21 protein-coding genes are annotated in these 21438 nt (G+C 70.8%); 5 read left to right on the plus strand and 16 right to left on the minus strand.

Translation table 11 applies throughout. The features are described from left to right. The first annotated feature begins 285 nt into the window (after positions 1 to 285). Positions 286 to 1062 carry a DUF4198 domain-containing protein gene (locus AC3AOF_RS05300; protein ID WP_236991769.1) on the plus strand — a complete coding sequence of 259 codons (777 nt, stop codon included), beginning with the start codon at positions 286 to 288 and terminating at the stop codon, positions 1060 to 1062. Between the two features lie 7 nt (positions 1063 to 1069). On the opposite strand, the gene AC3AOF_RS05305 is transcribed toward AC3AOF_RS05300, so the two are convergent. The 3 genes from AC3AOF_RS05305 to AC3AOF_RS05315 all read right to left on the minus strand — a co-directional run bounded on the left by AC3AOF_RS05305 (position 1070) and on the right by AC3AOF_RS05315 (position 4808). After that, on the minus strand, positions 1070 to 1537 hold the full coding sequence (locus AC3AOF_RS05305; RefSeq protein ID WP_488347877.1) for an ureidoglycolate lyase: 468 nt from the start codon (positions 1535 to 1537) through the stop codon (positions 1070 to 1072). A 14-nt stretch (positions 1538 to 1551) separates the two neighbouring features. Then, positions 1552 to 3147: a GMC family oxidoreductase gene (locus AC3AOF_RS05310; protein ID WP_488347878.1), complete on the minus strand. Its 1596-nt coding sequence runs from the start codon at positions 3145 to 3147 to the stop codon at positions 1552 to 1554. A 251-nt stretch (positions 3148 to 3398) separates the two neighbouring features. Then, positions 3399 to 4808 (minus strand): FAD-binding oxidoreductase, encoded by a 1410-nt coding sequence (locus AC3AOF_RS05315; RefSeq protein WP_488347879.1) that lies wholly within the window; start codon positions 4806 to 4808, stop codon positions 3399 to 3401. 443 nt (positions 4809 to 5251) lie between these two features. Between AC3AOF_RS05315 and AC3AOF_RS05320 the strand changes: the two genes are divergently transcribed. Then, positions 5252 to 6343: a S8 family serine peptidase gene (locus AC3AOF_RS05320; RefSeq protein ID WP_488347880.1), complete on the plus strand. Its 1092-nt coding sequence runs from the start codon at positions 5252 to 5254 to the stop codon at positions 6341 to 6343. A 6-nt stretch (positions 6344 to 6349) separates the two neighbouring features. On the opposite strand, the gene AC3AOF_RS05325 is transcribed toward AC3AOF_RS05320, so the two are convergent. The 5 genes from AC3AOF_RS05325 to AC3AOF_RS05345 all read right to left on the minus strand — a co-directional run bounded on the left by AC3AOF_RS05325 (position 6350) and on the right by AC3AOF_RS05345 (position 9911). Further along, positions 6350 to 7147 carry a shikimate dehydrogenase family protein gene (locus AC3AOF_RS05325; RefSeq protein ID WP_488347881.1) on the minus strand — a complete coding sequence of 266 codons (798 nt, stop codon included), beginning with the start codon at positions 7145 to 7147 and terminating at the stop codon, positions 6350 to 6352. 263 nt (positions 7148 to 7410) lie between these two features. After that, positions 7411 to 8832: an SNF2-related protein gene (locus tag AC3AOF_RS05330; RefSeq protein WP_488347882.1), complete on the minus strand. Its 1422-nt coding sequence runs from the start codon at positions 8830 to 8832 to the stop codon at positions 7411 to 7413. 206 nt (positions 8833 to 9038) lie between these two features. After that, the gene (locus tag AC3AOF_RS05335; RefSeq protein WP_236991762.1) at positions 9039 to 9212 is read right to left on the minus strand and encodes a hypothetical protein; all 174 of its coding nucleotides are present in this window, start codon (positions 9210 to 9212) and stop codon (positions 9039 to 9041) included. A gap of 26 nt (positions 9213 to 9238) precedes the next feature. Then, complete coding sequence (locus tag AC3AOF_RS05340; RefSeq protein WP_236991761.1) at positions 9239 to 9532, minus strand: hypothetical protein; 294 nt, start codon at positions 9530 to 9532, stop codon at positions 9239 to 9241. A gap of 4 nt (positions 9533 to 9536) precedes the next feature. Next, entirely contained in the window at positions 9537 to 9911 is a 375-nt protein-coding gene (locus tag AC3AOF_RS05345) for a hypothetical protein (protein WP_488347883.1), read from the minus strand. Between the two features lie 153 nt (positions 9912 to 10064). On the opposite strand from AC3AOF_RS05345, the gene AC3AOF_RS05350 reads away from it, so the two are divergent. The 3 genes from AC3AOF_RS05350 (at position 10065) to AC3AOF_RS05360 (ending at position 13931) form a co-directional block, all read left to right on the plus strand. After that, a complete protein-coding gene (locus tag AC3AOF_RS05350) occupies positions 10065 to 10673 on the plus strand; it encodes a nitroreductase family protein (RefSeq protein ID WP_488348961.1) in 609 nt (202 codons plus the stop codon). Beyond that, positions 10670 to 12283: an acetate--CoA ligase gene (locus AC3AOF_RS05355; protein ID WP_488347884.1), complete on the plus strand. Its 1614-nt coding sequence runs from the start codon at positions 10670 to 10672 to the stop codon at positions 12281 to 12283. Before AC3AOF_RS05350 ends, AC3AOF_RS05355 begins: the two co-directional genes overlap by 4 nt. Positions 12284 to 12530: 247 nt before the next feature. Then, positions 12531 to 13931, plus strand: coding sequence for a sulfatase-like hydrolase/transferase (locus AC3AOF_RS05360; protein WP_236991757.1), 1401 nt, complete (start codon positions 12531 to 12533; stop codon positions 13929 to 13931). 100 nt (positions 13932 to 14031) lie between these two features. On the opposite strand, the gene atpC is transcribed toward AC3AOF_RS05360, so the two are convergent. From atpC to AC3AOF_RS05400, 8 genes are all read right to left on the minus strand, one after another. Beyond that, on the minus strand, positions 14032 to 14433 hold the full coding sequence (gene atpC / locus AC3AOF_RS05365; RefSeq protein WP_236991756.1) for an ATP synthase F1 subunit epsilon: 402 nt from the start codon (positions 14431 to 14433) through the stop codon (positions 14032 to 14034). 80 nt (positions 14434 to 14513) lie between these two features. Beyond that, entirely contained in the window at positions 14514 to 15971 is a 1458-nt protein-coding gene (gene atpD, locus AC3AOF_RS05370; RefSeq protein ID WP_236991755.1) for a F0F1 ATP synthase subunit beta, read from the minus strand. Positions 15972 to 15996: 25 nt separating this feature from the next. Beyond that, entirely contained in the window at positions 15997 to 16884 is an 888-nt protein-coding gene (locus tag AC3AOF_RS05375) for a F0F1 ATP synthase subunit gamma (RefSeq protein WP_236991754.1), read from the minus strand. A 30-nt stretch (positions 16885 to 16914) separates the two neighbouring features. Next, the gene (gene atpA, locus AC3AOF_RS05380; RefSeq protein WP_236991753.1) at positions 16915 to 18444 is read right to left on the minus strand and encodes a F0F1 ATP synthase subunit alpha; all 1530 of its coding nucleotides are present in this window, start codon (positions 18442 to 18444) and stop codon (positions 16915 to 16917) included. Between the two features lie 63 nt (positions 18445 to 18507). After that, positions 18508 to 19080, minus strand: coding sequence for a F0F1 ATP synthase subunit delta (locus AC3AOF_RS05385; RefSeq protein WP_236991752.1), 573 nt, complete (start codon positions 19078 to 19080; stop codon positions 18508 to 18510). 238 nt (positions 19081 to 19318) lie between these two features. Beyond that, positions 19319 to 19459 carry a hypothetical protein gene (locus tag AC3AOF_RS05390; RefSeq protein ID WP_236991751.1) on the minus strand — a complete coding sequence of 47 codons (141 nt, stop codon included), beginning with the start codon at positions 19457 to 19459 and terminating at the stop codon, positions 19319 to 19321. 2 nt (positions 19460 to 19461) lie between these two features. Then, the gene (locus AC3AOF_RS05395) at positions 19462 to 20163 is read right to left on the minus strand and encodes a DsbA family protein (RefSeq protein WP_488347885.1); all 702 of its coding nucleotides are present in this window, start codon (positions 20161 to 20163) and stop codon (positions 19462 to 19464) included. Positions 20164 to 20820: 657 nt separating this feature from the next. Next, complete coding sequence (locus AC3AOF_RS05400) at positions 20821 to 21312, minus strand: glutathione peroxidase (protein WP_488347886.1); 492 nt, start codon at positions 21310 to 21312, stop codon at positions 20821 to 20823. Positions 21313 to 21438 lie beyond the last annotated feature (126 nt).

The raw sequence follows: 21438 nt of genomic DNA on the forward strand, positions 1-21438 counted from the left end.
GAGAGAGGACCGGGATGGCGTGGATCGCGACGATGATCGGGGCGATGGACCTGTCCACCCTGGCGAGCGGGGCGCGCCAGGGGCAGCAGGCCAAGCCGGCCTGAGACACGCCGACTTGAGGGATTGTCGATCCGAGGACGCGCCCGGGGGATCGCGACCTCGATGCCGGGGGATCGGTTTGCCGCCGGATGGGTTATGATGCCTTGCTGCCGCGGGCCCGCTTCGTGCCTCGCCCCACCCGCGCGAGGCGCTTGTCCGGCGCCGCCCGATGGAGACCGACGATCGATGCTGCCCCTGCTCCGCACCGCCCTGGCCGCCGCCCTCGTCCTCGGTGCCGTGCGGCCCGGCAGCGCGCACGAGCTGTGGCTGACGCTCAGCACCGCCGACCAGGCGCCGCAGGTCCGGGTCAATTACGGCCACGCCTCGAAGCGCCAGGCGCCGCGCGCGCCCCAGCTCATCCAGCTCGTCGCCCTGACGCAGGACGGCGGGAGCACGGACCTGCGCGGGAGCCTCAAGCCCGCCCCGCCGGACGTGCCCCCCGCCCTGCTGGCCCCCCTCGGCACCAAGCCCGGCCGCACGCTGGTCGCGGCGACCTACGATGCCGGCTTCTGGACGATTCTTCGCGACGGCACCCGCCTCCATGCCAGCCGGCGCCTGGTGCCGGAGGCCCGCGAGGGCCGCTGGTCGGTGAAATACGCCAAGGCCGCCTTCGGCCCCGGCGCGCCCTGGCTGCGGGTGGTCGGCCACACCCTGGAGATCGTGCCGGTCGAGGTGCCGGGGCCCACCGCCGGGGCGATCCGGGTGCGGGTGCTGTTTCGCGGCGCGCCCCTGCCGGGGGCCGACCTCTATTACGGCGAGAGCGGCATGGAGCCGGAGCGGGCCGGGGTACCGGCCTACACCACCGATCCGGAGGGCATCGCCACGGTGCCGATCCGCAAGGCCGGCAGCCAGGTGCTCACGGTGAGCCAGACGGTGAGCCCGTCGGCCACCCCGACGCTGGCCGACGAGGACATCTACACCGCGACCTTCGCGTTCCGGCTCGACGAGCCGTCGGTGAATTGAGCGAGCCTTACGCCGCCGGTTCGACCGGAGCGATCGACGCGAACACGCAATCCTCCGCGCTGCCGTCCTCGTGCACCAGCATGGCGAAGGTGCCGGGCGCCGACAGCGTCGTCATGTGGGCGTGCCAGGCGCCGCCGCGATAGACGATCCCGGTGTCCCCCGGCACCCGGAAGGCGCGCAAACCCGCCTCGTCCGGCCGCCCATCGGCGTCGGGCGCCACCACCACCAGATACTCGCCGACGGCGAGCGGCAGGAAGGCTTGCGCCGAGTGCGGGTGCCGTTCGAGCCGCCGCAGCGGCATCGTCCCGGCGAAGGGCTCGCTGCGGACCAGCGCGAGATTGAGGGGTACACCCGGGCGCCCGTTCTCGATCTCGGCCGCCCGGTCCTGCCGCGGGCCGGCCGCCGGGCCGACCAGCAGCGTGCCGTACGGCGCGAAGGCCTCGGCGGTGATCGGCTCGATCGGAAGGGTGCGCATCGCGTCGGGTCCTCTCAGCGGCGATCCTCCCGTATCAGATCCGCGCCCTTCTCGGCGATCATCATCACGGCGGCCTGGGTGTTGGCCGAGACCTCGGTCGGCATCACGCTGGCGTCGATCACCCGCAGGCCCTGAAGGCCGCGCACCCGCAGGCGCTCGTCCACCACCGCCTCCGGACCCGGCCCCATGCTGCACGTCCCGACCGGATGGTAGATGGTCTGGCCGTTGCGGCGGGCGAAATCGAGCCACTCGTCGTCGGTCTGCACGCCCGGGCCGGGATTCAGCTCGTGGGCGCGGTAGGGGTCCATGGCGGGCTGATCGATCACCCGGCGGGCGAGGCGCATGCCCTCGATCAGGGCCTCCTGGTCGCCGCGCACGCTCAGGAAGTTCGGGCGGATCGCCGGTGGGCGCATCGGATCGGACGAGACCGCGTGGATGGTGCCGCGGGATTCCGGCCGCAGCTGCGTCACGCCGATCGTCATGCCGGGCTCGCGGTCGAGGGTGCGGTCGGCGGCGTTGGCGTAGCTCGCATGCATGAAGAAGTACTGCACGTCGGGCCCGGCGAGGTCGGCCCTCGTGCGCACGAAACCGTGGGCGAGGCCGGTGCCGAGGGTCAGGATGCCCCGGCGGGTCAGGACATATTGCCCGACCGCGAGGCCGAGGCGCCAGCCGCGGGTCGCCTCGTTGAGGGTCACCGGCACCTTCACGCGCCAGTTCATCCGCGTGGCGTAGTGATCGCGATAATTCTCGCCGACTCCCTTCAGGGCGTGGCGGACCGGGATTCCGGCCTGCGCCAGCACCTCCGGCCGGCCGATGCCGGAGAGTTCGAGGAGGTGCGGCGACTGCACGGCGCCGGCCGCCAGGACCACCTGGCCCCTCGCGCTCACCCGCTCCTCGCGCCCGTCGCGGCGGTAGGTGACGCCGGTCACGCGGGTGCCGTCGAGGTCGAGGCGCAGGACGTGGGCGTCGGTGCGCACGATCAGGTTCGGGCGCTTGCGGGCCGGCTGCAGGTAGGCGTTCCGGGCGCTCCAGCGCCGGCCGTGGCGCTGGTTGGCCTGGTAATATCCGAAGCCCTCCTGCGAGGCGCCGTTATAGTCCGGGTTCTCCGGGTACCCGGCCTCGGTCCCGGCGCGGATGAAGGCGTCGGCGAGCGGGTTCCGCACCCCCACCCGGGTGACGTGGAGCGGCCCGCCCCGGCCGCGCAGGGCGGGGTCTCCGTCCTCGAAATGCTCGAGCTTGCGGAAATAGGGCAGCACGTCGTCCCAGGCCCAGCCGCGGTTGCCGCTCTGGGCCCAGGTGTCGAAGTCCTGGGGCTGGCCGCGCACGAAGATCATGCCGTTGATGAGCGTCGAGCCGCCGAGCCCCTTGCCGCGGGGAACCACGATGGCGCGCTCGTGGGTGTTCGGCTCCGGCTCGGTGGAGAAGCGCCAGTTGAAGGCGCCGCCGGTGAGGAGTTTCGGGAAGCCCGCCGGGATGCCGACCCAGAAACCGGTCCCCTCCCCGCCCGCCTCGAGCAGCAGCACGCGGGTGCGCGGGTCCTCGCTCAGGCGGTTGGCCAGCACGCAGCCCGCCGTGCCCCCGCCGACGATGACGACGTCGAACGCGTCCATGGTTCCTCCCCGTATTTGTTGGTTCTTAGCGTTGCGGCTCGCCCCTGAACCCTCCCCCGTCCCAAGTCGGGCATGCCCGACTTGGGCTCGTGGATGCGGAACTCGGACTTGCCCGAGTTCCGTCGGGGGAGGGTTCGCCGCGTGTCCCGTCTAGAGCGCTTCACGATCGCGCTGCAATCGCGAAGCTCTCTAAGTCTATGTTTTACTGCATTTTCTTCGACGAACCGATGTCCACTTCGTCGGACAATGCTCTAGCCCCGCGCCAGCACCTTTCCCGGATTGAGCATTCCCTCCGGATCCAACGCCGCCTTGATCCGCCGCGCCAGCGCCATCTCGTCGGGATGCCGGTGACGGGCGAGCTCGGCGACGCGGTACTGGCCGATGCCGTGCTCGGCCGAGATGCTGCCGCTGAAGCGGTCCACCACCCCGTGGACGAGGCCGTTGATCGCCTCGGACGAATGGTCCGGCCCGATCAGCACGTTGTAGTGGATGTTGCCGTCGCCCATGTGGCCGAAGGCGTTGACGCGGGTGCCCGGGGCGCCTGCCGCCAGCACCCGGCCGGCCTCGTCGAGGAAGGCGGGGATCGCGGTGATCGGCACCGAGACGTCGTGCTTGACGCTTCTACCCTCGCGGGCCTCGCACTCGGTCACGTGCTCGCGGAGCGCCCAGAGGTCGGCGGCCTGGCGGCCGGATTCGGCCAGCACGCCGTCGAGGGCGTCCTCGCGCTCCAGAGCGGAGCCGAGCACGCCCTCCATCGCCTCGCGAAGCCCCGAGAGCGACGAGGCCGCCTCGATCAGCACGCTCCAGCCCGCCTGCCCGACCGGACTCTTCAGGCCCGCATGCTTCTCCACCAGGCCGAGCGAGGTGCCGGAGATCAGCTCGAAGGCCTGGATGCTGTCGCCGATCTCCTCCTGCGCCAGGGTGAACAGGCGGAGCGCCGCCGCCGGATCGGGCACCGACAGCAACGCCGTCGCGCTGTGGCGCGGCTTGGGCACGAGGCGCAGCACGGCGGCCGTGACGATGCCGAGGGTGCCTTCCGTGCCGATGAAGAGCTGCTTCCAGTCGTAGCCGGCATTGTCCTTGCGCAGCGCCCGCAGACCATCGACGACGCTGCCGTCGGCGAGCACCACTTCGAGGCCGAGGACGAGGCCGCGGGTCATGCCGTAGCGCACCACGTTGATCCCGCCGGCATTGGTGGCGATCACGCCGCCGATGAGCGCCGAGCCCTCCGCCGCGAAGCTCACCGGCAGGAGCCGCCCGGCCGCCTCGGCGGCATCCTGCGCGACTTTCAGGACGCAGCCGGCCTCGGCGGTCAGGGTCAGGCCGACGGGATCGACCGCCCGGATCGCAGTCATGCGCGCGAGCGACAGCACCACCTGCGTCCCGGAGCCGTCCGGCACGCCGCCGCCGGCAAGCCCCGTATTGCCGCCCTGCGGCACCAGGGCGGCGCCGGCCTCGGCGCAGAGCCGCACCACGTCGGCCACCTCGGCGGTGGAGGACGGACGCACCACGCAGGCCGGCCGCCCCGGGAAGAGCCGCCGCCAGTCGATCGCGAAGGGGGCCATGTCGGCCTCGTCGGTGAGGAGGCCGGCGGGACCGAGGCGCGCCCCGAGGCGGTGGATCAGGTCGTCGTGAAGGGGCTGGTGGGCCGGAAGGGTCATCGGCGTCCTCCGGGGGTCGCGCGGGCGGGATCGGGAATCGCGCCGGCCTCGCCCGGATGGCCGCCGGGGTCAAGCCCGCGCGGGCAGCGGCGGCGTCATCGCGCACCACCGATGGGAAAGACCATTTCAGCCGCGCCGGCCGGATCGGGGCTTTCATCCAAGTTTTCGGCGAAGGCGTGCGCCTCTGCCGGCGGAAAGTACTTGCAATACATTCAAACGTATATAAAACCCCGCACAATGCCCGAATGGAGATGACGATGCCCGACCGGCGCGTGATTCTCGTCCTGCCGACGCAGGAGGCGCTGCACGATTCGGCCATGATGAGGCTGAATGGCGGCGGCGGAATCCAACGGCGGCTCACCGGATTGCCAGTCCGAGCGGACATAGACACACGCTTTTCTGCCGTCCCGCTCGGGGATAGTCAGTCCGGCTCGCCCGTCTCGGTGTCGTCACCCGACGGCGCCTCGCACTACGCCGTCCGGGCGACGATCGACGCCGCGGCCGAGCCGGCGGCGCTGACGACGGAGGGCGCGGCGATCTTCTCCGATCCGCCGATCGCGCATTTCACGGCGCCGGCCGGCGTCCCGGGCGGCACGGCGGCCGAGGTGGCGCAGCGCCTCGGCGTGTCCGGGCTCGCCGCGCGCCGGCTCGACGGCGCGGGCGTGGCGATCGCGGTGGTGGATGGGGGGATCAACCTCGCGCACCTGGCGTCGCGAGACGTCGCAGCCTCGCTCGACGCCGCGGTGACCTGGCCGCCCCAGCCGGCGGAGGCCGGCCACCACCCGGTCGGCCCCGGCACGCTCTGCGCCTATGGCGCCCTGATCGCCGCCCCGCGGGCGACGCTGCTCGACCTGCCCATCCTGCCGGCGACGGGGCCCGGCCTCCTCAGCGACGCGCTCCAGGCCTATGCCCGCCTTCTCGCGGCGGTGCGGGCGGACAAGCCGCGCTTCAAGGCGCTCGTCGTCACCAATTCCTGGGGGCTGGGCCACGAGAGCTGGGATTTTCCGGCCGGGCATCCCGGACGCTACGTCGACAATCCGGGCCACCCCTTCAACCGGATCGTCGGAACGCTGTCGCGCTACGGCGTCGACATCCTGTTCGCGGCCGGCCATGGCGGCCAAGATGGTTCCGGGGCCCGGAGCCGGTCCGCCATCATGGGGGCGAACGCTCATCCGGACGTCATCACGGTGACCGGCGCGACCCTGCGGGGCCGGCGGACGGCCTACGCCTCGGAGGGGCCCGGCATCCCCGGCATGGTCTACGCCAAGCCCGACCTCGCGAGCTATACGGACTTCCTCGGCTCGGAGGCGGGCGGGCCCGGCGAGGCCGATGCCGGGACCTCCGCCGCCTGCCCGGTCGCCGCCGGCTGCGTCGCCGCGCTTCGGACCCGGGTGCCGCACCGGGTCCTCAATCCCCGCGACCTCACCGTCGCGCTCCGGGCCGACGCTCTCCGCCGCGGCCCGTCGAGCTGGCACCAGAGCCTCGGCTACGGGGTGATCGCGCCGTTGCGCACCGCCATGCGCCTCGGGCTGTGACCCGGGTCACGGCTGCATCCGCAAGAAATCCGCCATCAGGGCGAGCTGGCCATCCAGCATCGGCAGGCCCGGATGGGTGCGGCAGCCCCGCGCCGCCGCCGCCGCGAGCAGCGGGGTCTCGGCCGGCTGCATGATGATCTCGGCCACGAGCTGGTTTGGCGTGAGCCCGGCGGGATCGAGGGGCAGGGCATCGTCGGGGCGCAGACCCAGCGAGGTGGCGTTGACCACGAGGTCGTGGCCCACCGGATCGGGGCCGCCGAGGGCCAGCGTCAGGTCGGGGACGAGCCGGCGCAGGCGAGAGAACAGGTCCTCCACCCGCGCGGGCGTGCGGTTGTGCACGGTGAGACGGCTCACCCCGGCCTCGGCGAGGGCGAAGGCGATGGCGTTCGCCGCCCCGCCGGCCCCGGCGAGGTAGACGCTGCGGCCCCGCGGGTCGTGGCCCGCCGCCCTCAAGCCGGCGACGAAGCCGGCCCCGTCCAGGATCTCGCCGACGAGGCGGCCGTCGGGCTCGCGCCGCACGGCGTTGACGGCGCCGACCAGCCCGGCCGCGTCGCTGACGGAATCGAGGAGCGGCACGATCGCGGTCTTGTGCGGCACGGTGACGATCGCGCCGCCGAAGCTCCGCACCGCCCGCAGGCCCGCCAGCACCGTCGCGAGATCGGCCGCCGCGACGTGGAGCGGGACCATCACCCCGTCGACCCCGCGCTCGGCCATGATGCGGTTGAGCCCCTGCGGCGCCTTCACCTGGGCGATCGGGTCGGCGAGGATCGCGAAGACGCGGGTGCGGCCGGTGATGTCTGTCATTGCGCCGTCTCTCCTCCGAAGCGCGCGGTGCGGATCATGCGTGCCGGCGCACGAACGGGACCGGCTTGCAGGCTCATACGACTTCCGATTGATCGCTTCGCGATGCGGAAGTCGGCTTCGCTCAAGCGCCGCGCGGGCTGGTGATACTAAATCCGGAAGGGATCTTCCGGATTTAGTATCAGGCTCTTGTTCGACCGCAGATTGTCGTTGCGAACCCGACCGCCGCCCCTGCGACATCCGCTGGGCCCCGGCGGGCCGGGACATCACTCCGCCTCACCATCGATGATCCGCCCGATGGCGTCGAGGAGGGAGGTATCCTCGCCGGCCATCCTGTCCATCCCGGCCATGCGGGCGATCACCGTGGCGGCGACCCGCTCCTCCACGGTACCCTCCGCATAGGCGAACAGGATCGCGGCGCGCTCGCCGTCGCGGTGGCAGCGGCCCTCGATCTGGCTCAGCTGGATCGCGCTGTGGCGCATGTCGTGGACGATCAGGCTGCGCGGGCGCTCGCCGCCGGGCAATTCGTTGCGGTGGAGCGAGATCGATTCGGTGACGGTGAACACCACCGCGTCGAGTTCGCCGCGCTGGAAGGCGACCCGGACCGCCTCGTTGGTCTCCGATTTTTGCGTGCCGTCGATGGTGCCGGCGCGCCAGCCGCGGCCGGTCAGGCCGGCGGCGAGCGCCGCGCCGGTCTCCAGGAACGCCACCGAGACCGCCACCTGCTCGCCGGCCTGCAACAGATCCTCGGCGAGGTCGAGCGTCCCGTTGACCCGGATCAGGCTCGCCTTCTGGCGGAAACGCAGATCGGCCGCCCAGCCGGCGGCGCGCCGGTTCGAGCCCCCGGCCAAGCCCCATTCGCGGCGGAACTCGCGCCAGGTCGCGTCGTAGAGGCGCTTGGCCGGTGCATCGAGGGCGGTGGGGGCGAGGTCGCGCTGCACCTCGGGCCAGCCGGCGATGTCGGCCGGCCGCCGCCGGAGCCCGATCGCGTTTCGGCCGCGATAGAGGAGGCCGGCCATCGTCTCCTGGTCGCGGGCATTCGGCTCCCACGACCAGTTCTGCCAGCGCCCCTTGGCCCGGCCGATCGTCAGGTGCTGCATCAGGGCGCGGAAATCGGCCAGGGTCTCGACCGGGCGGCCGACGGCGTGGCCGAGCAGGGCGCCGAGATAGGACAATTCGTGCGGCGCCTGGCCCGCAGTGGCGCTGGCATAGACCGTGAAGGCCGCGGCCTCGGCGACCCGGCGGCAGGCCTGGCCCTGCTGCGAGTTCGGGTTGCGCAGGCGGTGGGCCTCGTCGAACACCACGATCGGCCAGACGCGCTTGGGGAGGCCGAGCTTGGCGAGCTCGTTGTTCTTCGCCCGCACCGAGCGGCGGGCGCTGGCAGCGGGGAGCGCCAGCAGGGACTTGGTGCGCTCGTAGTTCGTGAGCGTCACGTCCTTCTCGGCCAGCCCCGAATCCCGGATCGTGCGCCGCCATTGCGGCATCGCTCCCTTCGGGCAGACGATCAGCACGGCGCGCTCCGGCATCGCCGCCACCGCACCCCAGACCGACAGCGTCTTCCCGAGCCCCGTCATGTCGCCGAGGAGAAAGCCCGGCCGCCCCTCCGCCCGCGCGGCCAGGATGGCGCGGGTCGCCTCGACCTGATGCGGGCGGGGGACCAGACGGGGCGGCGCGGAGAGGGAGGACATCGGCCCCGTATGCCGGGGGGCGGGACCGCGCTCAAGGGCGCCCCTGAACTCTCCATCCTCTGCGCAGGGCTGTCCGGGGATAAGGAATGGCGCGGGAACCCTCCTCTCCCCGCCCGCGGGGAGAGGGGAAACCCACGCCCTTATTCTTTCCCCGGACAGCCCTGCCCTTCGCAGGGAGGGCTCCCCGCCGCGCGTGGGACCGATCGCTACCCCGCCCCCGGATCGACCTCGTCGCCTTGCCGGTCCCCGGCATGGGCACCGGACTTGTTGCTCTCGCCGTCGCCGTCCTTCGGCACCGCCGCGACGCCCTTCAGGTCGTCGGCGGTGATCCTGTCGTCGCGGGCCGGCTTGCCGTCCCGGTCGTCCTTGCGCTCCGCCATGCCGTGCTCCCCTCTCGCCGCCTCGATCACCGATCGACCTCGCCGCCTGTCTTCTCGGTCCGGTATTCGCCGTCCGCGACCTTCTCGCCTTCGCGGGGACCCTGCGCGGCGATCTGGTCGGAATGGCCGCCGGAGCTGCCGCCGACCGAGACCGGCGGCCGGCCAGGGGTGCCGGCCGAGGACCATTCGCGCTTCAGCTCGGCCTCGTCGCGGCCGCCCCCCTCCTGCCGGGTGATCGCCGCCTGCTCGGGGGTCTGGTGGCCGCCGCCGACCGCCGGCTCGCCCCGGCTGCCCACGACGTCGTCGGGCTTGCGCGTCATCGCGTCACTCTCCCTCGTCCTGGCCGACCGCCGCCGTCGCCCGGTCGATCGCTTCCTTGGTGGCGGAGTTCCGGGTGGCCGGCGTCTGCGCGGCGGGGCCGCCGGTCGAGGGATCGCTGATCCGGCGCAGGTTCTCCGGCGGCGTCTCGTCCTCGGTGGCCTGGCTGCCGTCGGTGGCGCCGATCGCATCGAGACGATTGAAGTCCGAGGCGGTCCGGGCATCCTGCGCCTGGCCCATCGGGTCGTGGGTCATGTCCTCTTGCGTTCGCGGCGGCACCCCGACATCCAGGGGCGAATCCCGACCGAGATCCTGGCCGTTGCGGTCGGTATAGGGATCGAAATCGCGCAAGCTGGGCCGCGCCTGATTCGTCTTGTCCATGAGGGTCTCCTGTCGCGGCCGCCTCGTCCGTGTCGGGGACAACACCGGGGACGGTATGATGTTTCCGCGGGTCAGCCGCGCCCGAGGTCCCATGCCCCGGCCCGTGACAACCGCCGCGCTTGCTGGCAGGACGGCGCGACATCCACGGAGAACCTGACGCCCGTGACCACCGCCAATTCCCGTCAAGCCGACCATCCGATCGACGCCCGGTTCCTCGAGCGCTGGTCGCCCCGCGCCTTCACCGGCGAGGCGGTGCCTCTGCCCGACCTGATGACGATGATCGAGGCGGCGCGCTGGGCCCCCTCGGGCTACAACTCGCAGCCCTGGCGCTTCGTCTACGCCCTTCGCGACACCCCCGCCTGGGAGACGTTGTTCGGGCTCCTCGTGCCGTTCAACCAGGGCTGGGTGAAGAATGCCGGCGCGCTGGTGTTCCTGGCCTCGAACGGCATGATGCAGACGCCGGACGGGCTGAAGCCGTCCTACAGCGCCTCCTTCGATGCCGGCACGGCCTCGGCCCTGTTCCAGCTCCAGGCGGTGACGATGGGCTGGCACGCCCACGGCATGACCGGCTTCGACCACGAGCGGGCGCCGGCCGCGCTCAACCTGCCGCCCCACCACCGGGTCGAGGCCGCCTTCGCGGTCGGCCGCAAGGCGGATCCCGCGACCCTGCCGGAGGAGACCCGCGCCCGCGAGACCCCGAACAGCCGCCACCCCCTGGCCGACTTCACGTTCGAGGGCGGGTTCACGCCGCGCGAGGCGTGATCCCGACTGCTTACGAGGATTGGCGCTCCGGGTTCCGCTGGCGCATCCCGGAGCGCTACAACATCGCGGTCGACGTCTGCGACCGCTGGGCCGCGACCGATCCGGACCGCACCGCGATCCTCGACGTGTCGGCGAGCGGCCGGGTGGAATCCTGGAGCTTTGCCGCCTTGCGCGAGGCGTCGAACCGCTTCGCCAACGGCTTGCGGGCCCACGGCATCCAGGCCGGCGACCGGGTGGCGGTGCTGCTGCCGCAATCCCCCGCCGTGGTGGTGGCCCATCTCGCGATCTACAAGCTCGGCGCCGTGGCCCTGCCGCTCGCGGTCGTGTTCGGGCCGGAAAGCCTGCTCCACCGCCTCGGCGATGCCGGGGCGCGGGCCGTCGTGACCCATGCCGGCGGCGTGGCCAAGCTCGATCCTTTGCGCGACGTGCTGCCGGACCTCGACCTCGTCGTCTCGACCGACGGCGTCGGCGATCGCGCGCTCGGCTATGCCGACCTTCTGGCGGCGGCCTCGCCCGACCTCGTCCCGGTCGACACGCGGGCCGACGACCCGGCCCTGATGATCTACACCTCCGGCACCACCGGCCCGCCGAAGGGAGCCCTGCACGGCCACCGGGTGCTGCTCGGCCACCTGCCGGGATTTGCCATGATGCACGACTTCATGCCGAAGCCCGGCGACCGGATGTGGACCCCGGCCGACTGGGCCTGGGCCGGGGGCCTGCTCAACGCGCTGCTGCCGAGCCTGCATCACGGCGTCGCCGTGGTGGCGCGCAAGGCGGAAAAGTTCGAGCCCGAGGAGGCGTTCCGGCTGATGGCCGACCTTTCGGTCGCCAACGCCTTCGTGCCGCCGACGGCGCTGAGGATGCTGCGCACCGTCGCCGATCCGAACGGGCGCTTCGACCTGCGCCGCCTTCGCACCCTGGCCTCCGCCGGCGAGATGCTGGGGCCGGAGACCTTCCACTGGGCGCGCGAGGCGCTCGGGCTCACCATCAACGAGGCCTATGGCCAGACCGAGTGCAACCTGGTGCTCGCCTCCTGTGCGGGCTTGGGCGTGGCGCGCGCAGGCTCGACCGGTCGACCGGTGCCGGGCCACAGCGTCGCGGTGATCCGCCCGGACGGCAGCCCGGCGGCTCCCAACGAGACCGGCCAGATCGCCGTCGCCCGGCCCGATCCGGTGATGTTCCTGCGCTACTGGAACGACCCGGAGGCGACGAAGCGCAAGTTTCTCGGCGACTGGATGACCACCGGCGACCAGGGCCGGATGGACGCGGACGGCTACGTCCACTTCGTCGGCCGCGACGACGACGTCATCACCTCGTCGGGATACCGGATCGGCCCCGGCGAGATCGAGGATTGCCTCCTGCGCCACCCGGCCGTCGCGCTCGCCGCCGCGGTGGGCAAGCCCGATCCGGTCCGCACCGAGATCGTCAAGGCCTTCGTGGTCCTGCGCCCCGGATACGCGGCGTGCGAGGCCTTGGCCGCCGAGATCCAGGCCTTCGTACGCAAGCAGCTCTCGGCCCACGAATATCCGCGCGAGATCGCGTTCCGGTCGAGCCTGCCGCTCACCACCACCGGCAAGATCATCCGGCGGGTCTTGCGCGACGAGGCATAGGAGACGGTATCCGATTCCAGACGCCGGGCTGCGCCGCTGGGTCATCCTTTTCTCTTCATCGCATGGCGGCAGCGCTGGATGACGGGAATGGCTACCGCCGAACGTCGCTCCCAAATGTATCGCGGCCAATGCAACGGCGGTTAACTCGCCAAGCGTCCGACGATATAACCCGAATGGGCGGCTGTTAGACTTAAGCTCTGACCGGATCTGAAGCGCGAATTAACTCGCGGCGGGCTAGGAAGCCGGCATGTACCAGCGTCATGGCTCTGCAGCCCGCGCCGCGATCGGGCGTTTCGTTCGCTGCCTTCCGGCCTTCTTCATGCCGGATCGCCCTTGCCTGCTCCTGCTGGTCGGCGGCCTCGTGCTGCCGAACGTCCTGGCGCTGGCCATCGACACCGTCGCGGGCGTGCCGCCGCGGACGAGCGCCATCGCGCTCTACGCGGTGATCGCCCTCATGGCCGGCAGGCTGCCGGGCTACGCCCTGGTGCTGCTCGGCCTGTCGACGATGGTGTTCGATCTCGTTTTCGCCGTCGCCCGGATGTTCTTCCTCGATCCCGACGGGCTGATGCACCTGATCGACCTCGACGTGCTGGCGACGCTCCTGGCGACACCGGTCTACGCGGCCGGCGCCGTCGCGGTCGTCGGGGTCACGCTCGCCTACCTGGCCTTCCTGGTGCGGGCCGGCCCGGCAATGCGCCGGGGCAACCGCCCCGTCTTCGCGGCGGCGGTCGCCGCGCTGCTGATCGGCGACGGCCTCGTCAACGGCTCCACGGCCTACGATTTCGGAACCCTGGCGAGCACCGGCAAGGCGTTCGAGTCGGGGAGCACCCGGTCCGGGTTCGATGCTCTGCCCGACCAGAAGCGGCCGCCCCGCCGGGTCCTGATGGTCCTGGTCGAGGGCCTGGGCGTCCTGCGCGACGGCAACCAGCGTGCGATCCTGACGGCGCCGTTCGACGATCCGGCCCTGCGCCGGCTCTACACAATGACGACCGGCACGAGCGCCTTCTTCGGTGCCACCGCGTCGGGCGAGATGCGCGAGCTGTGCCGCACCTACCGCGCGCACCGCGAGGTCTTCGCCGGGGAAGATCCGACCTGCCTGCCCGACCGGTTCGCTGCCCTCGGCTACCGGACGGTCTCGGTGCACGGCTACCATGCCGGCTTCTACGGCCGCGCGCACTGGTACCCGTTGGCCGGCTTCCAGAGGAGCCTGTTCGGCGAGACCTTGGGAGCTCTCTTCCCGAAGACCTGCGGCGGCCCGTTCCCGGGACCTTGCGACACCGATCTGGCGCACGTCGTCGGCGCCGAGCTGGACGCGCCCGGGCCGTCCTTCGTCTACTGGCTCACCCTGAACTCGCACGTGCCGGTGCCGCGGCACGAGGCGACCCCGCGGCAGGATTGCGGACAGCCGGGCAGCCGATTTCCCGATCCGGAGGTCTGCGCCATGGTGGAGATCTGGCAGGACCTGTTCGCGGCGGTCTCGCACCTCGCGCTCACCCATCCGGGGACCGAGATCCTGATGGTCGGCGACCACGCCCCGCCGCTGTGGCGCCGGGCCGCCCGCGACGCGTTCAAGCCCGGCCGGGTGCCGTGGATCCGGCTCGCGCCGATCCCGGTCGCCACCGCGGGGCTCGCCGCGGCCAAGCCCTGAAAAGTAAGCGCCTGAAGACCGGCCTGAACGCGAGGAAGGCGGCGGAGCCGTGCCCCGCCGCCTCCGATACGGTCTCGCTGGTCGCTGTGCCGTGCGCGGATCAGAAGCTCAGCGCCACCTTGGCCTCGCGCAGCTGCGCGATCTGGCCTTCGATCTCGAGCTTGCGGTCGTAATCGTCGGTGGCATCGTAGAGCATCTCGGCCGCCGCGATGTCGGCATCGATGATCGCCGGGGTCAGTTCCTCGAGGGGGGTGGCGCGCTCGGCGATCACGGTCAGCGAGGTCGCGTTGATCTCGGCGAAGCCTCCGCGCACCAGCACCCGCTTGCCGTGCTGCGGGCTCTCGGTGATGACCAGCATGCCGGTCTTGAGGGTGGTGAGCACGGGCGCGTGGCCGGGCAGCACCGTCATCTCGCCCTCGGAACCCGGAAGCTGCACGGCGTCGACCGGGCCGGAATACAGGATCCGCTCGGGGCCGACGAGGTCGAACTGGAAGGTGGCCATGGGGTCAGGTCGTTTCCGGTTTCGTCAGACGCACGAAAGGGCCCGGTCGTGAGACCGGGCCCGTCTTAAGTCGCTGCCGATCAGGCCGCGGCGGCGAGGCGCTGGGCCTTCTCCTTGGCCTCCTCGATCGAGCCGACCATGTAGAAGGCGGCCTCGGGGAGGTTGTCGTACTCGCCGTCCACCAGGCCCTTGAAGCCCTTGATGGTGTCCTCGAGGGCCACGAGCTTGCCCGGCGAGCCGGTGAAGATCTCGGCGACGTGGAACGGCTGGCTCAGGAAGCGCTCGATCTTGCGGGCACGGGCGACGGTGAGCTTGTCCTCCTCGGACAGCTCGTCCATGCCCAGGATCGCGATGATGTCCTGGAGCGCCTTGTAGCGCTGCAGCACCTGCTGGACGCGGCGGGCGACGTTGTAGTGCTCCTCGCCGAGGATCGCCGGCGACAGCATGCGCGAGGTCGAGTCGAGCGGATCCACCGCCGGGTAGATGCCCTTCTCGGCGATCGAGCGCGACAGCACGGTCGTGGCGTCGAGGTGGGCGAACGAGGCGGCGGGCGCCGGGTCGGTCAGGTCGTCCGCCGGCACGTAGATCGCCTGCACCGAGGTGATCGAGCCCTTGGTGGTGGTGGTGATGCGCTCCTGCAGGGCGCCCATGTCGGTGGCGAGCGTCGGCTGGTAGCCCACCGCCGAGGGGATGCGGCCGAGCAGCGCCGACACTTCCGAACCCGCCTGCGTGAAGCGGAAGATGTTGTCGACGAAGAACAGCACGTCCTGGCCCTCATCGCGGAAATGCTCCGCGACGGTGAGGCCGGTCAGGGCGACGCGGGCGCGGGCGCCCGGGGGCTCGTTCATCTGGCCGTAGACCAGGGCGCACTTGGAGCCTTCCGCGGAGCCGTGCTCCTTGGGGTCCATGTTCACCTTGGACTCGATCATCTCGTGGTAGAGATCGTTGCCCTCGCGGGTCCGCTCACCGACGCCCGCGAACACCGAGTAGCCCGAGTGGGCCTTCGCGATGTTGTTGATGAGCTCCATGATGAGCACGGTCTTGCCGACGCCGGCGCCGCCGAACAGGCCGATCTTGCCGCCCTTGGCGTAGGGCGCCAGCAGGTCCACCACCTTGATGCCGGTGACGAGGATCTGCGCCTCGGTCGACTGCTCGGCGTAGGACGGGGCCGGCTGGTGGATGGCGCGGAGCGACTCGGTCTTGATCTCGCCGGCCTCGTCGATCGGCTCGCCGATGACGTTCATGATGCGGCCGAGCGTGTTGGCGCCGACGGGCACGCGGATCGGCGAGCCGGTATCGGTGACCTCCTGGCCGCGGACCAGGCCCTCGGAGGTGTCCATGGCGATGCAGCGCACGGTGTTCTCGCCGAGCTGCATGGCGACCTCGAGGACGAGGCGGTTGCCGTTGTTCTTGGTCTCGAGGGCGTTCAGGATCTCGGGCAGGTGACCCTCGAACTGCACGTCGACGACCGCGCCGATGACCTGGGTGATGCGGCCGGCCTTGGTCGAGCCGGCGACGGGGGTGGCAGTGTTCGCCATGATGCTAATCCCTGATTGCGTGCGGTCAGAGCGCCTCGGCGCCCGAGATGATCTCGATCAGCTCCTTGGTGATCATCGCCTGGCGCGTCCGGTTGTAGATCAAGGTCTGCTTCTTGATCATCTCGCCGGCGTTGCGCGTGGCGCTGTCCATGGCGCCCATGCGCGCGCCCTGCTCGGAGGCGGCGTTTTCCAGGAGCGCCCGGAGGATCTGGACGGTGAGGTTCTTCGGGAGAAGGGCGGCGAGAATCTCGCCCTCGCCGGGCTCGTACTCGTAGACCGCGTCGGCCGAGGCGCCGGTGGTGGCGGCCTCCGTCGGGGCGATCTCCGCCGGGATGATCTGCTGCGCCGTCGGGATCTGGGCGATCACCGAGCGGAAGCGCGAGTAGAACAGGGTCGCGACGTCGAACTCGCCCGCGTCGTAGCGGCCGAGCAGGTTGCGGGCGATGCCTTCCGCGTTCTCGAAGCCGAGCTGGCGCACGCCGCGCAGCTCGATCAGCTCGACGATCTGGTCGCGGAACTCGCGACGCAGGACGTCGTAGCCCTTCTTGCCGACGCAGATGATCTTGACCGTCTTGCCCTGCGCCATCAGCCGCCGGGCATGGTCACGGGCGAGCCGCGAGATCGAGGAGTTGAACGCGCCGCACAGGCCCCGTTCCGCCGTGCAGACGACGAGCAGGTGGGTGCGGTCCTGGCCGGTGCCGGAGAGCAGCCGGGGCGTCTCCGCCCCGGGCGTCAGGTTGGCGGCGAGGTTGCCGAGCACCTGCGCCATGCGCTCGGCATAGGGCCGGGCGCTCTCCGCCGCCATCTGCGCCCGGCGCAGCTTGGCGGCGGCGACCATCTGCATCGCCTTGGTGATCTTCTGGGTCGCCTTCACCGAGGTGATGCGATTGCGCAGGTCCTTCAGACTCGCCATCGGAGCGTCCTTTGGTGTCGAGCCGGAGGCTTACTGGAAGGACTTGGCGAAGGACTCGACCACGCCCTTCAGCTTGGCGCCGCTGTCGGCCGACAGCTCCTTGGAGGAGCGGATCGTGTCGAGCAGGTCGGCGTGGCGGGTGCGCAGGGTCGAGAGCAGGCCATCCTCGAAGGCGCGGACCCGGTTGACGGGAATCGCGTCGAGGTAGCCGTTCACGCCGGCATAGATCACCGCCACCTGCTCTTCCATCTTCAGCGGCGAGAATTGCGGCTGCTTCAGGAGCTCGGTCAGGCGGGCGCCGCGGTTGAGCAGCTTCTGGGTCGAGGCGTCGAGGTCCGAACCGAACTGCGCGAAGGCCGCCATCTCGCGGTACTGCGCCAGCTCGCCCTTGATCTTGCCGGCGACCGACTTCATCGCCTTGGTCTGGGCGGCGGAGCCGACGCGGGACACCGAGAGGCCGACGTTCACCGCCGGGCGCACGCCCTGGTAGAACAGGTCGGTCTCGAGGAAGATCTGGCCGTCGGTGATCGAGATCACGTTGGTCGGGATGTAGGCCGAGACGTCGTTGGCCTGGGTCTCGATGACCGGGAGCGCGGTCAGCGAGCCGTTGCCGGCGGCGTCGCCCATCTTGGCGGCGCGCTCCAGCAGGCGGGAATGCAGGTAGAACACGTCGCCCGGATAGGCCTCGCGGCCCGGCGGGCGGCGCAGCAGCAGCGACATCTGGCGGTAGGCCACAGCCTGCTTCGACAGGTCGTCGTACACGATCACGGCGTGCATGCCGTTGTCGCGGAAGTACTCGCCCATGGCGCAGCCGGCGAAGGGCGCCAGGAACTGCATCGGGGCGGCGTCGGAGGCGGTGGCGGCGATGACGATGGAGTACTCCATCGCGCCGTTATCCTCGAGCACCTTCACGAACTGCGCGACGGTGGAACGCTTCTGGCCGACCGCGACGTAGACGCAGTACAGCTTGGCCTTCTCATCGGTGCCGGCATGGGCCGGCTTCTGGTTCAGGATGGTGTCGAGCGCGACGGCGGTCTTGCCGGTCTGGCGGTCGCCGATGATCAGCTCGCGCTGGCCGCGGCCGATCGGGATCAGGGCGTCGATCGCCTTGAGGCCGGTCGCCATCGGCTCGTGCACCGACTTGCGCGGGATGATGCCCGGGGCCTTCACGTCGACCCGGCTGCGCTTCTCGGCGACGATCGGGCCCTTGCCGTCGATCGGGTTGCCCAGCGCGTCGACGACGCGGCCGAGCAGGCCCTTGCCGACCGGCACGTCCACGATGGCGCCGGTGCGCTTGACGGTCTGGCCTTCCTTGATCTCGCGGTCGGAGCCGAAGATCACGACGCCGACATTGTCCTGCTCGAGGTTCAGGGCCATGCCGCGCACGCCCGACTCGAACTCGACCATCTCGCCGGCCTGGACGTTGTCGAGGCCGTAGACGCGGGCGATGCCGTCGCCGACCGACAGGACCTGACCGACCTCGGTGACCTCGGCCTCCTGGCCGAAGTTCTTGATCTGCTCCTTCAGGATGGCGGAGATCTCGGCGGCACGGATGTCCATCTGGACCTTCCCTCGTTCGTTCGTGTCGGGCGTTGTTCTGGGTCGGCGGGTGCGTCGGGGCCCTTAGCGGGCGCCCTGCATCGCCAGGCGGATGCTGTTGAGCTTGGTGCGCAAGCTAGCGTCGACCATGCGCGAGCCGAGCTTGACGACGATGCCGCCGATCAGGCTCGGATCGATGCGGAGATCGAGATCGACCTCGGCCTTCGCGACGTCCTTGAGGGACGCCTTGATGTCCTGGAGCACCGCGTCGGAAGGCTGCTCGGCGAGCCGCACCTCGGCGCGGACGATGCCCTTCGATTCGCGCACCAGCTCGCGATAGGCGCGGATCATGTCCGGCAGGGCGAACAGGCGGCGGTTGGCGGCCGACAGGCGGATGAAGTTGCCGGCCAGCCCCCCGATGCCGGCCTTGGCCAGCACGGCCTCGATCGCCTTGACCTGATCCTCGGCCGAGAAGGCCGGGCTGCGCACGAGGCGCCGCAGGTCGGCGCTCTCGGTCAGCAGGGCGTCGAACCGGTCGAGCCCCTCGGCCACCGCGTCGACGGCCCGCTCGTCGCGCGCGAGCTCGAACAACGCCGAGGCGTACCGCCCGGCGACGCCCGCCAGGGGGGAACCCGATTCCGATGCGTTCTGAGCCACCAGCGCTCTCTCTTCATGTCCTGGCCCGACGGGTCCGGCCGATCGCGCCGGTCTGGAAAAGAGCGGCGGCGGCGCGCGGCCCGTCGATGATGGGAAAGGCTCCGGCGCGAGAAGACTGCCCCCTCCCCCGGCGCGGCGCCGGCCTAGCATGGGTTTTTAAGGGGCGCAAGGCGAGCGGAGGCGCGGCAATCGCGAGGCGGGCCGTAGGCTTAAACCCATCCGGCGCCTCGCGGTTGCGTCAACGGGGCGGCACTTCGACGATGGTCGGATTGCGCTCGCGCGAAGCGCCTCCTGCCGGACGCGGCAGGGATTCTTCCTCCGCGGCGCCGGGCCGAGGAGGTTTCGTCACGGTTTCCGAATGATTTCGCAGGTCGGCCATCGTCAGCTCCCGCAGGCGATCTCGTCGCATTCGGCCACGCTGGCGAGGACCCGGGCGAGGCTCTTCGGTCCCGGATAGCCGAGAAGCGCCGAGGTGCCGACGACGTAGGACGGGGTCGCGTGCAGGCCGAGATTCGCGGCGAGCCGCATCTGGCTCTTCAGGGCCTCGCGCACCTCGTCCGAATCCGCCCCCTGCTCGATCGCCGCCCGGTCGAGGCCGAGGCGGGCGGCTGCGTCGAGCGCCCGGAGCCCGTCGATCCGTCCGGAGGTGCCGGGTCCGAGCAGCGCCGTGTAGAGCTTGGCGGTCGCGGCCGAGCCGCCGGTGCGCTGCACGGCCATCGCCACCTTGGCGGCCTGGGCCGACTGCACCGACAGGATCGGGTTGTTGATCAAGCCGATGCGCAGGTCCGGATTGGCCTTGACGAGGTCGTCGAGGTCGCGCGCCGCCGCCCGGCACCACGGGCAATTGTAGTCGAAGAATTCGTAGAGGGTGACCGAGGCCTCCCGCGGCCCGAGCCAGGTCACGCCGCGCAAGGTCCCGATCTCGGAGGCGAGTTCGCCCGGCAGGCGGGTGTTGGGGATCGGCTGGCCGTTGTCGCCGGTCACCGCGCGCCACTGGCCCTCCGTCTGCGCCAGGGCCCCGGTGGTGAGGACGGGGATGGCCGCCAGGGAGGCGGCCAGGAGGGAGCGGCGGGACAGGGACATGGGCGGATTTCCGGGGCGACGGGACCTCGTCACGCCTCAAGGTCTAGCTCGGCCATTTTGGCCGGATGATGGCCTCACACCAGGCTTGGCTGTTCAGGGCGATGCCCAATCCCCGATCTGCCCATCCGGGCCATGTACGTGATGGCGCGTGTGACGGCATCGGCCAAAGGCAAGGATAAAGCGCGATTCCCCTCTCCCGAGTGGGAGAGGGGTCAGGGGTGAGGGTGGCTCGGTGTCCGCAATGACCCTGAACCGTCGAGCTGTGCGGCTAGACACTCAGCGCTCTACGCGGAAGCGTGCCACCCTGCGCGATCTTCGATCGCCCATACCCATCTCCCACTCGGGCTAGCGGATTCACACTTCTCCTCAGAGAGCTAAACCACTGTAACTGTGCGCGTTTTCCCCTCCCCCTTGTGGGGAGGGGTCAGGGGTGGGGGTGGTGCAGGAGGCACCGCAGCGCTCTATCCGGCACCACCCCCACCTCCAACTCCTCCCCACAAGCTTGAGCGATCTCGGGCAAGCCCGGGATCGCCTGGGGAGGAGAGGCGCGCGACTTTCAAATGGAGAAGCGCTCGAACCGAGATGTGTGAATACGCTAGCCCACTCGAGAGAGGGGATCCCGCGACTTATTCTTCAAGCGCACTTGAAGTGACGATATCACATCGTCTCGGCCAAAGCCTTCTCCACCGCGGCCTCCAGCGCCTCCGGCTTCACCCGCGGGGCGAAGCGTTCGATCACCCGCCCGTCGCGGCCGATCAGGAACTTGGTGAAGTTCCACTTGATCGCCTGGGTGCCGAGCAGACCCGGCTTTTCCTGCTTCAGATGGGAGAACAGCGGCTCGGCCTTCGCCCCGTTGACCTCGACCTTGGCGAGGAGCGGGAAGGTCACGTCGTATTTGAGCGTGCAGAACCGGGCGATCTCGGCGGCGTCGCCCGGCTCCTGGGCGCCGAACTGGTTGCAGGGAAAGCCCAGGACCACGAGGCCGGCGTCGCGGTGGCGCCGCCACAGCTCTTCGAGCCCGGCATATTGCGGGGTGAAGCCGCAGGCCGAGGCGGTGTTGACGACGAGCAGCACCTTGCCCCGGTACTGCGCCAGCAGGTGGGGCGTGCCGTCCGGGGCGGCGGGGGCGAAGTCGTGGATTGTGGTCATGACGGCCTTATGGCGGAGCCCGCCCCTGCCGTCAGCCTCCGAGCCTGGTTGAGCACGATTTTCCAACCAAGACTTGAGGTGATCGGGGCAATCCCAAACATTCACCTCATCCTGAGGTGCGACCGC

The organism is Methylobacterium sp. 142-1Y, from assembly GCF_057747795.1.

What these genes read in the sequence shown, in the direction of transcription:
- AC3AOF_RS05300 (WP_236991769.1), top strand. Translation starts at nt 286, where the DNA reads ATGCTGCCCCTGCTCCGCACCGCCCTGGCCGCCGCCCTCGTCCTCGGT.
- AC3AOF_RS05305 (WP_488347877.1), bottom strand. Translation starts at nt 1,537, where the DNA reads ATGCGCACCCTTCCGATCGAGCCGATCACCGCCGAGGCCTTCGCGCCG.
- AC3AOF_RS05310 (WP_488347878.1), bottom strand. Translation starts at nt 3,147, where the DNA reads ATGGACGCGTTCGACGTCGTCATCGTCGGCGGGGGCACGGCGGGCTGC.
- AC3AOF_RS05315 (WP_488347879.1), bottom strand. Translation starts at nt 4,808, where the DNA reads ATGACCCTTCCGGCCCACCAGCCCCTTCACGACGACCTGATCCACCGC.
- AC3AOF_RS05325 (WP_488347881.1), bottom strand. Translation starts at nt 7,147, where the DNA reads ATGACAGACATCACCGGCCGCACCCGCGTCTTCGCGATCCTCGCCGAC.
- AC3AOF_RS05330 (WP_488347882.1), bottom strand. Translation starts at nt 8,832, where the DNA reads ATGTCCTCCCTCTCCGCGCCGCCCCGTCTGGTCCCCCGCCCGCATCAG.
- AC3AOF_RS05335 (WP_236991762.1), bottom strand. Translation starts at nt 9,212, where the DNA reads ATGGCGGAGCGCAAGGACGACCGGGACGGCAAGCCGGCCCGCGACGAC.
- AC3AOF_RS05340 (WP_236991761.1), bottom strand. Translation starts at nt 9,532, where the DNA reads ATGACGCGCAAGCCCGACGACGTCGTGGGCAGCCGGGGCGAGCCGGCG.
- AC3AOF_RS05345 (WP_488347883.1), bottom strand. Translation starts at nt 9,911, where the DNA reads ATGGACAAGACGAATCAGGCGCGGCCCAGCTTGCGCGATTTCGATCCC.
- AC3AOF_RS05360 (WP_236991757.1), top strand. Translation starts at nt 12,531, where the DNA reads ATGTACCAGCGTCATGGCTCTGCAGCCCGCGCCGCGATCGGGCGTTTC.
- atpC (WP_236991756.1), bottom strand. Translation starts at nt 14,433, where the DNA reads ATGGCCACCTTCCAGTTCGACCTCGTCGGCCCCGAGCGGATCCTGTAT.
- atpD (WP_236991755.1), bottom strand. Translation starts at nt 15,971, where the DNA reads ATGGCGAACACTGCCACCCCCGTCGCCGGCTCGACCAAGGCCGGCCGC.
- AC3AOF_RS05375 (WP_236991754.1), bottom strand. Translation starts at nt 16,884, where the DNA reads ATGGCGAGTCTGAAGGACCTGCGCAATCGCATCACCTCGGTGAAGGCG.
- atpA (WP_236991753.1), bottom strand. Translation starts at nt 18,444, where the DNA reads ATGGACATCCGTGCCGCCGAGATCTCCGCCATCCTGAAGGAGCAGATC.
- AC3AOF_RS05390 (WP_236991751.1), bottom strand. Translation starts at nt 19,459, where the DNA reads ATGGCCGACCTGCGAAATCATTCGGAAACCGTGACGAAACCTCCTCGG.
- AC3AOF_RS05395 (WP_488347885.1), bottom strand. Translation starts at nt 20,163, where the DNA reads ATGTCCCTGTCCCGCCGCTCCCTCCTGGCCGCCTCCCTGGCGGCCATC.
- AC3AOF_RS05400 (WP_488347886.1), bottom strand. Translation starts at nt 21,312, where the DNA reads ATGACCACAATCCACGACTTCGCCCCCGCCGCCCCGGACGGCACGCCC.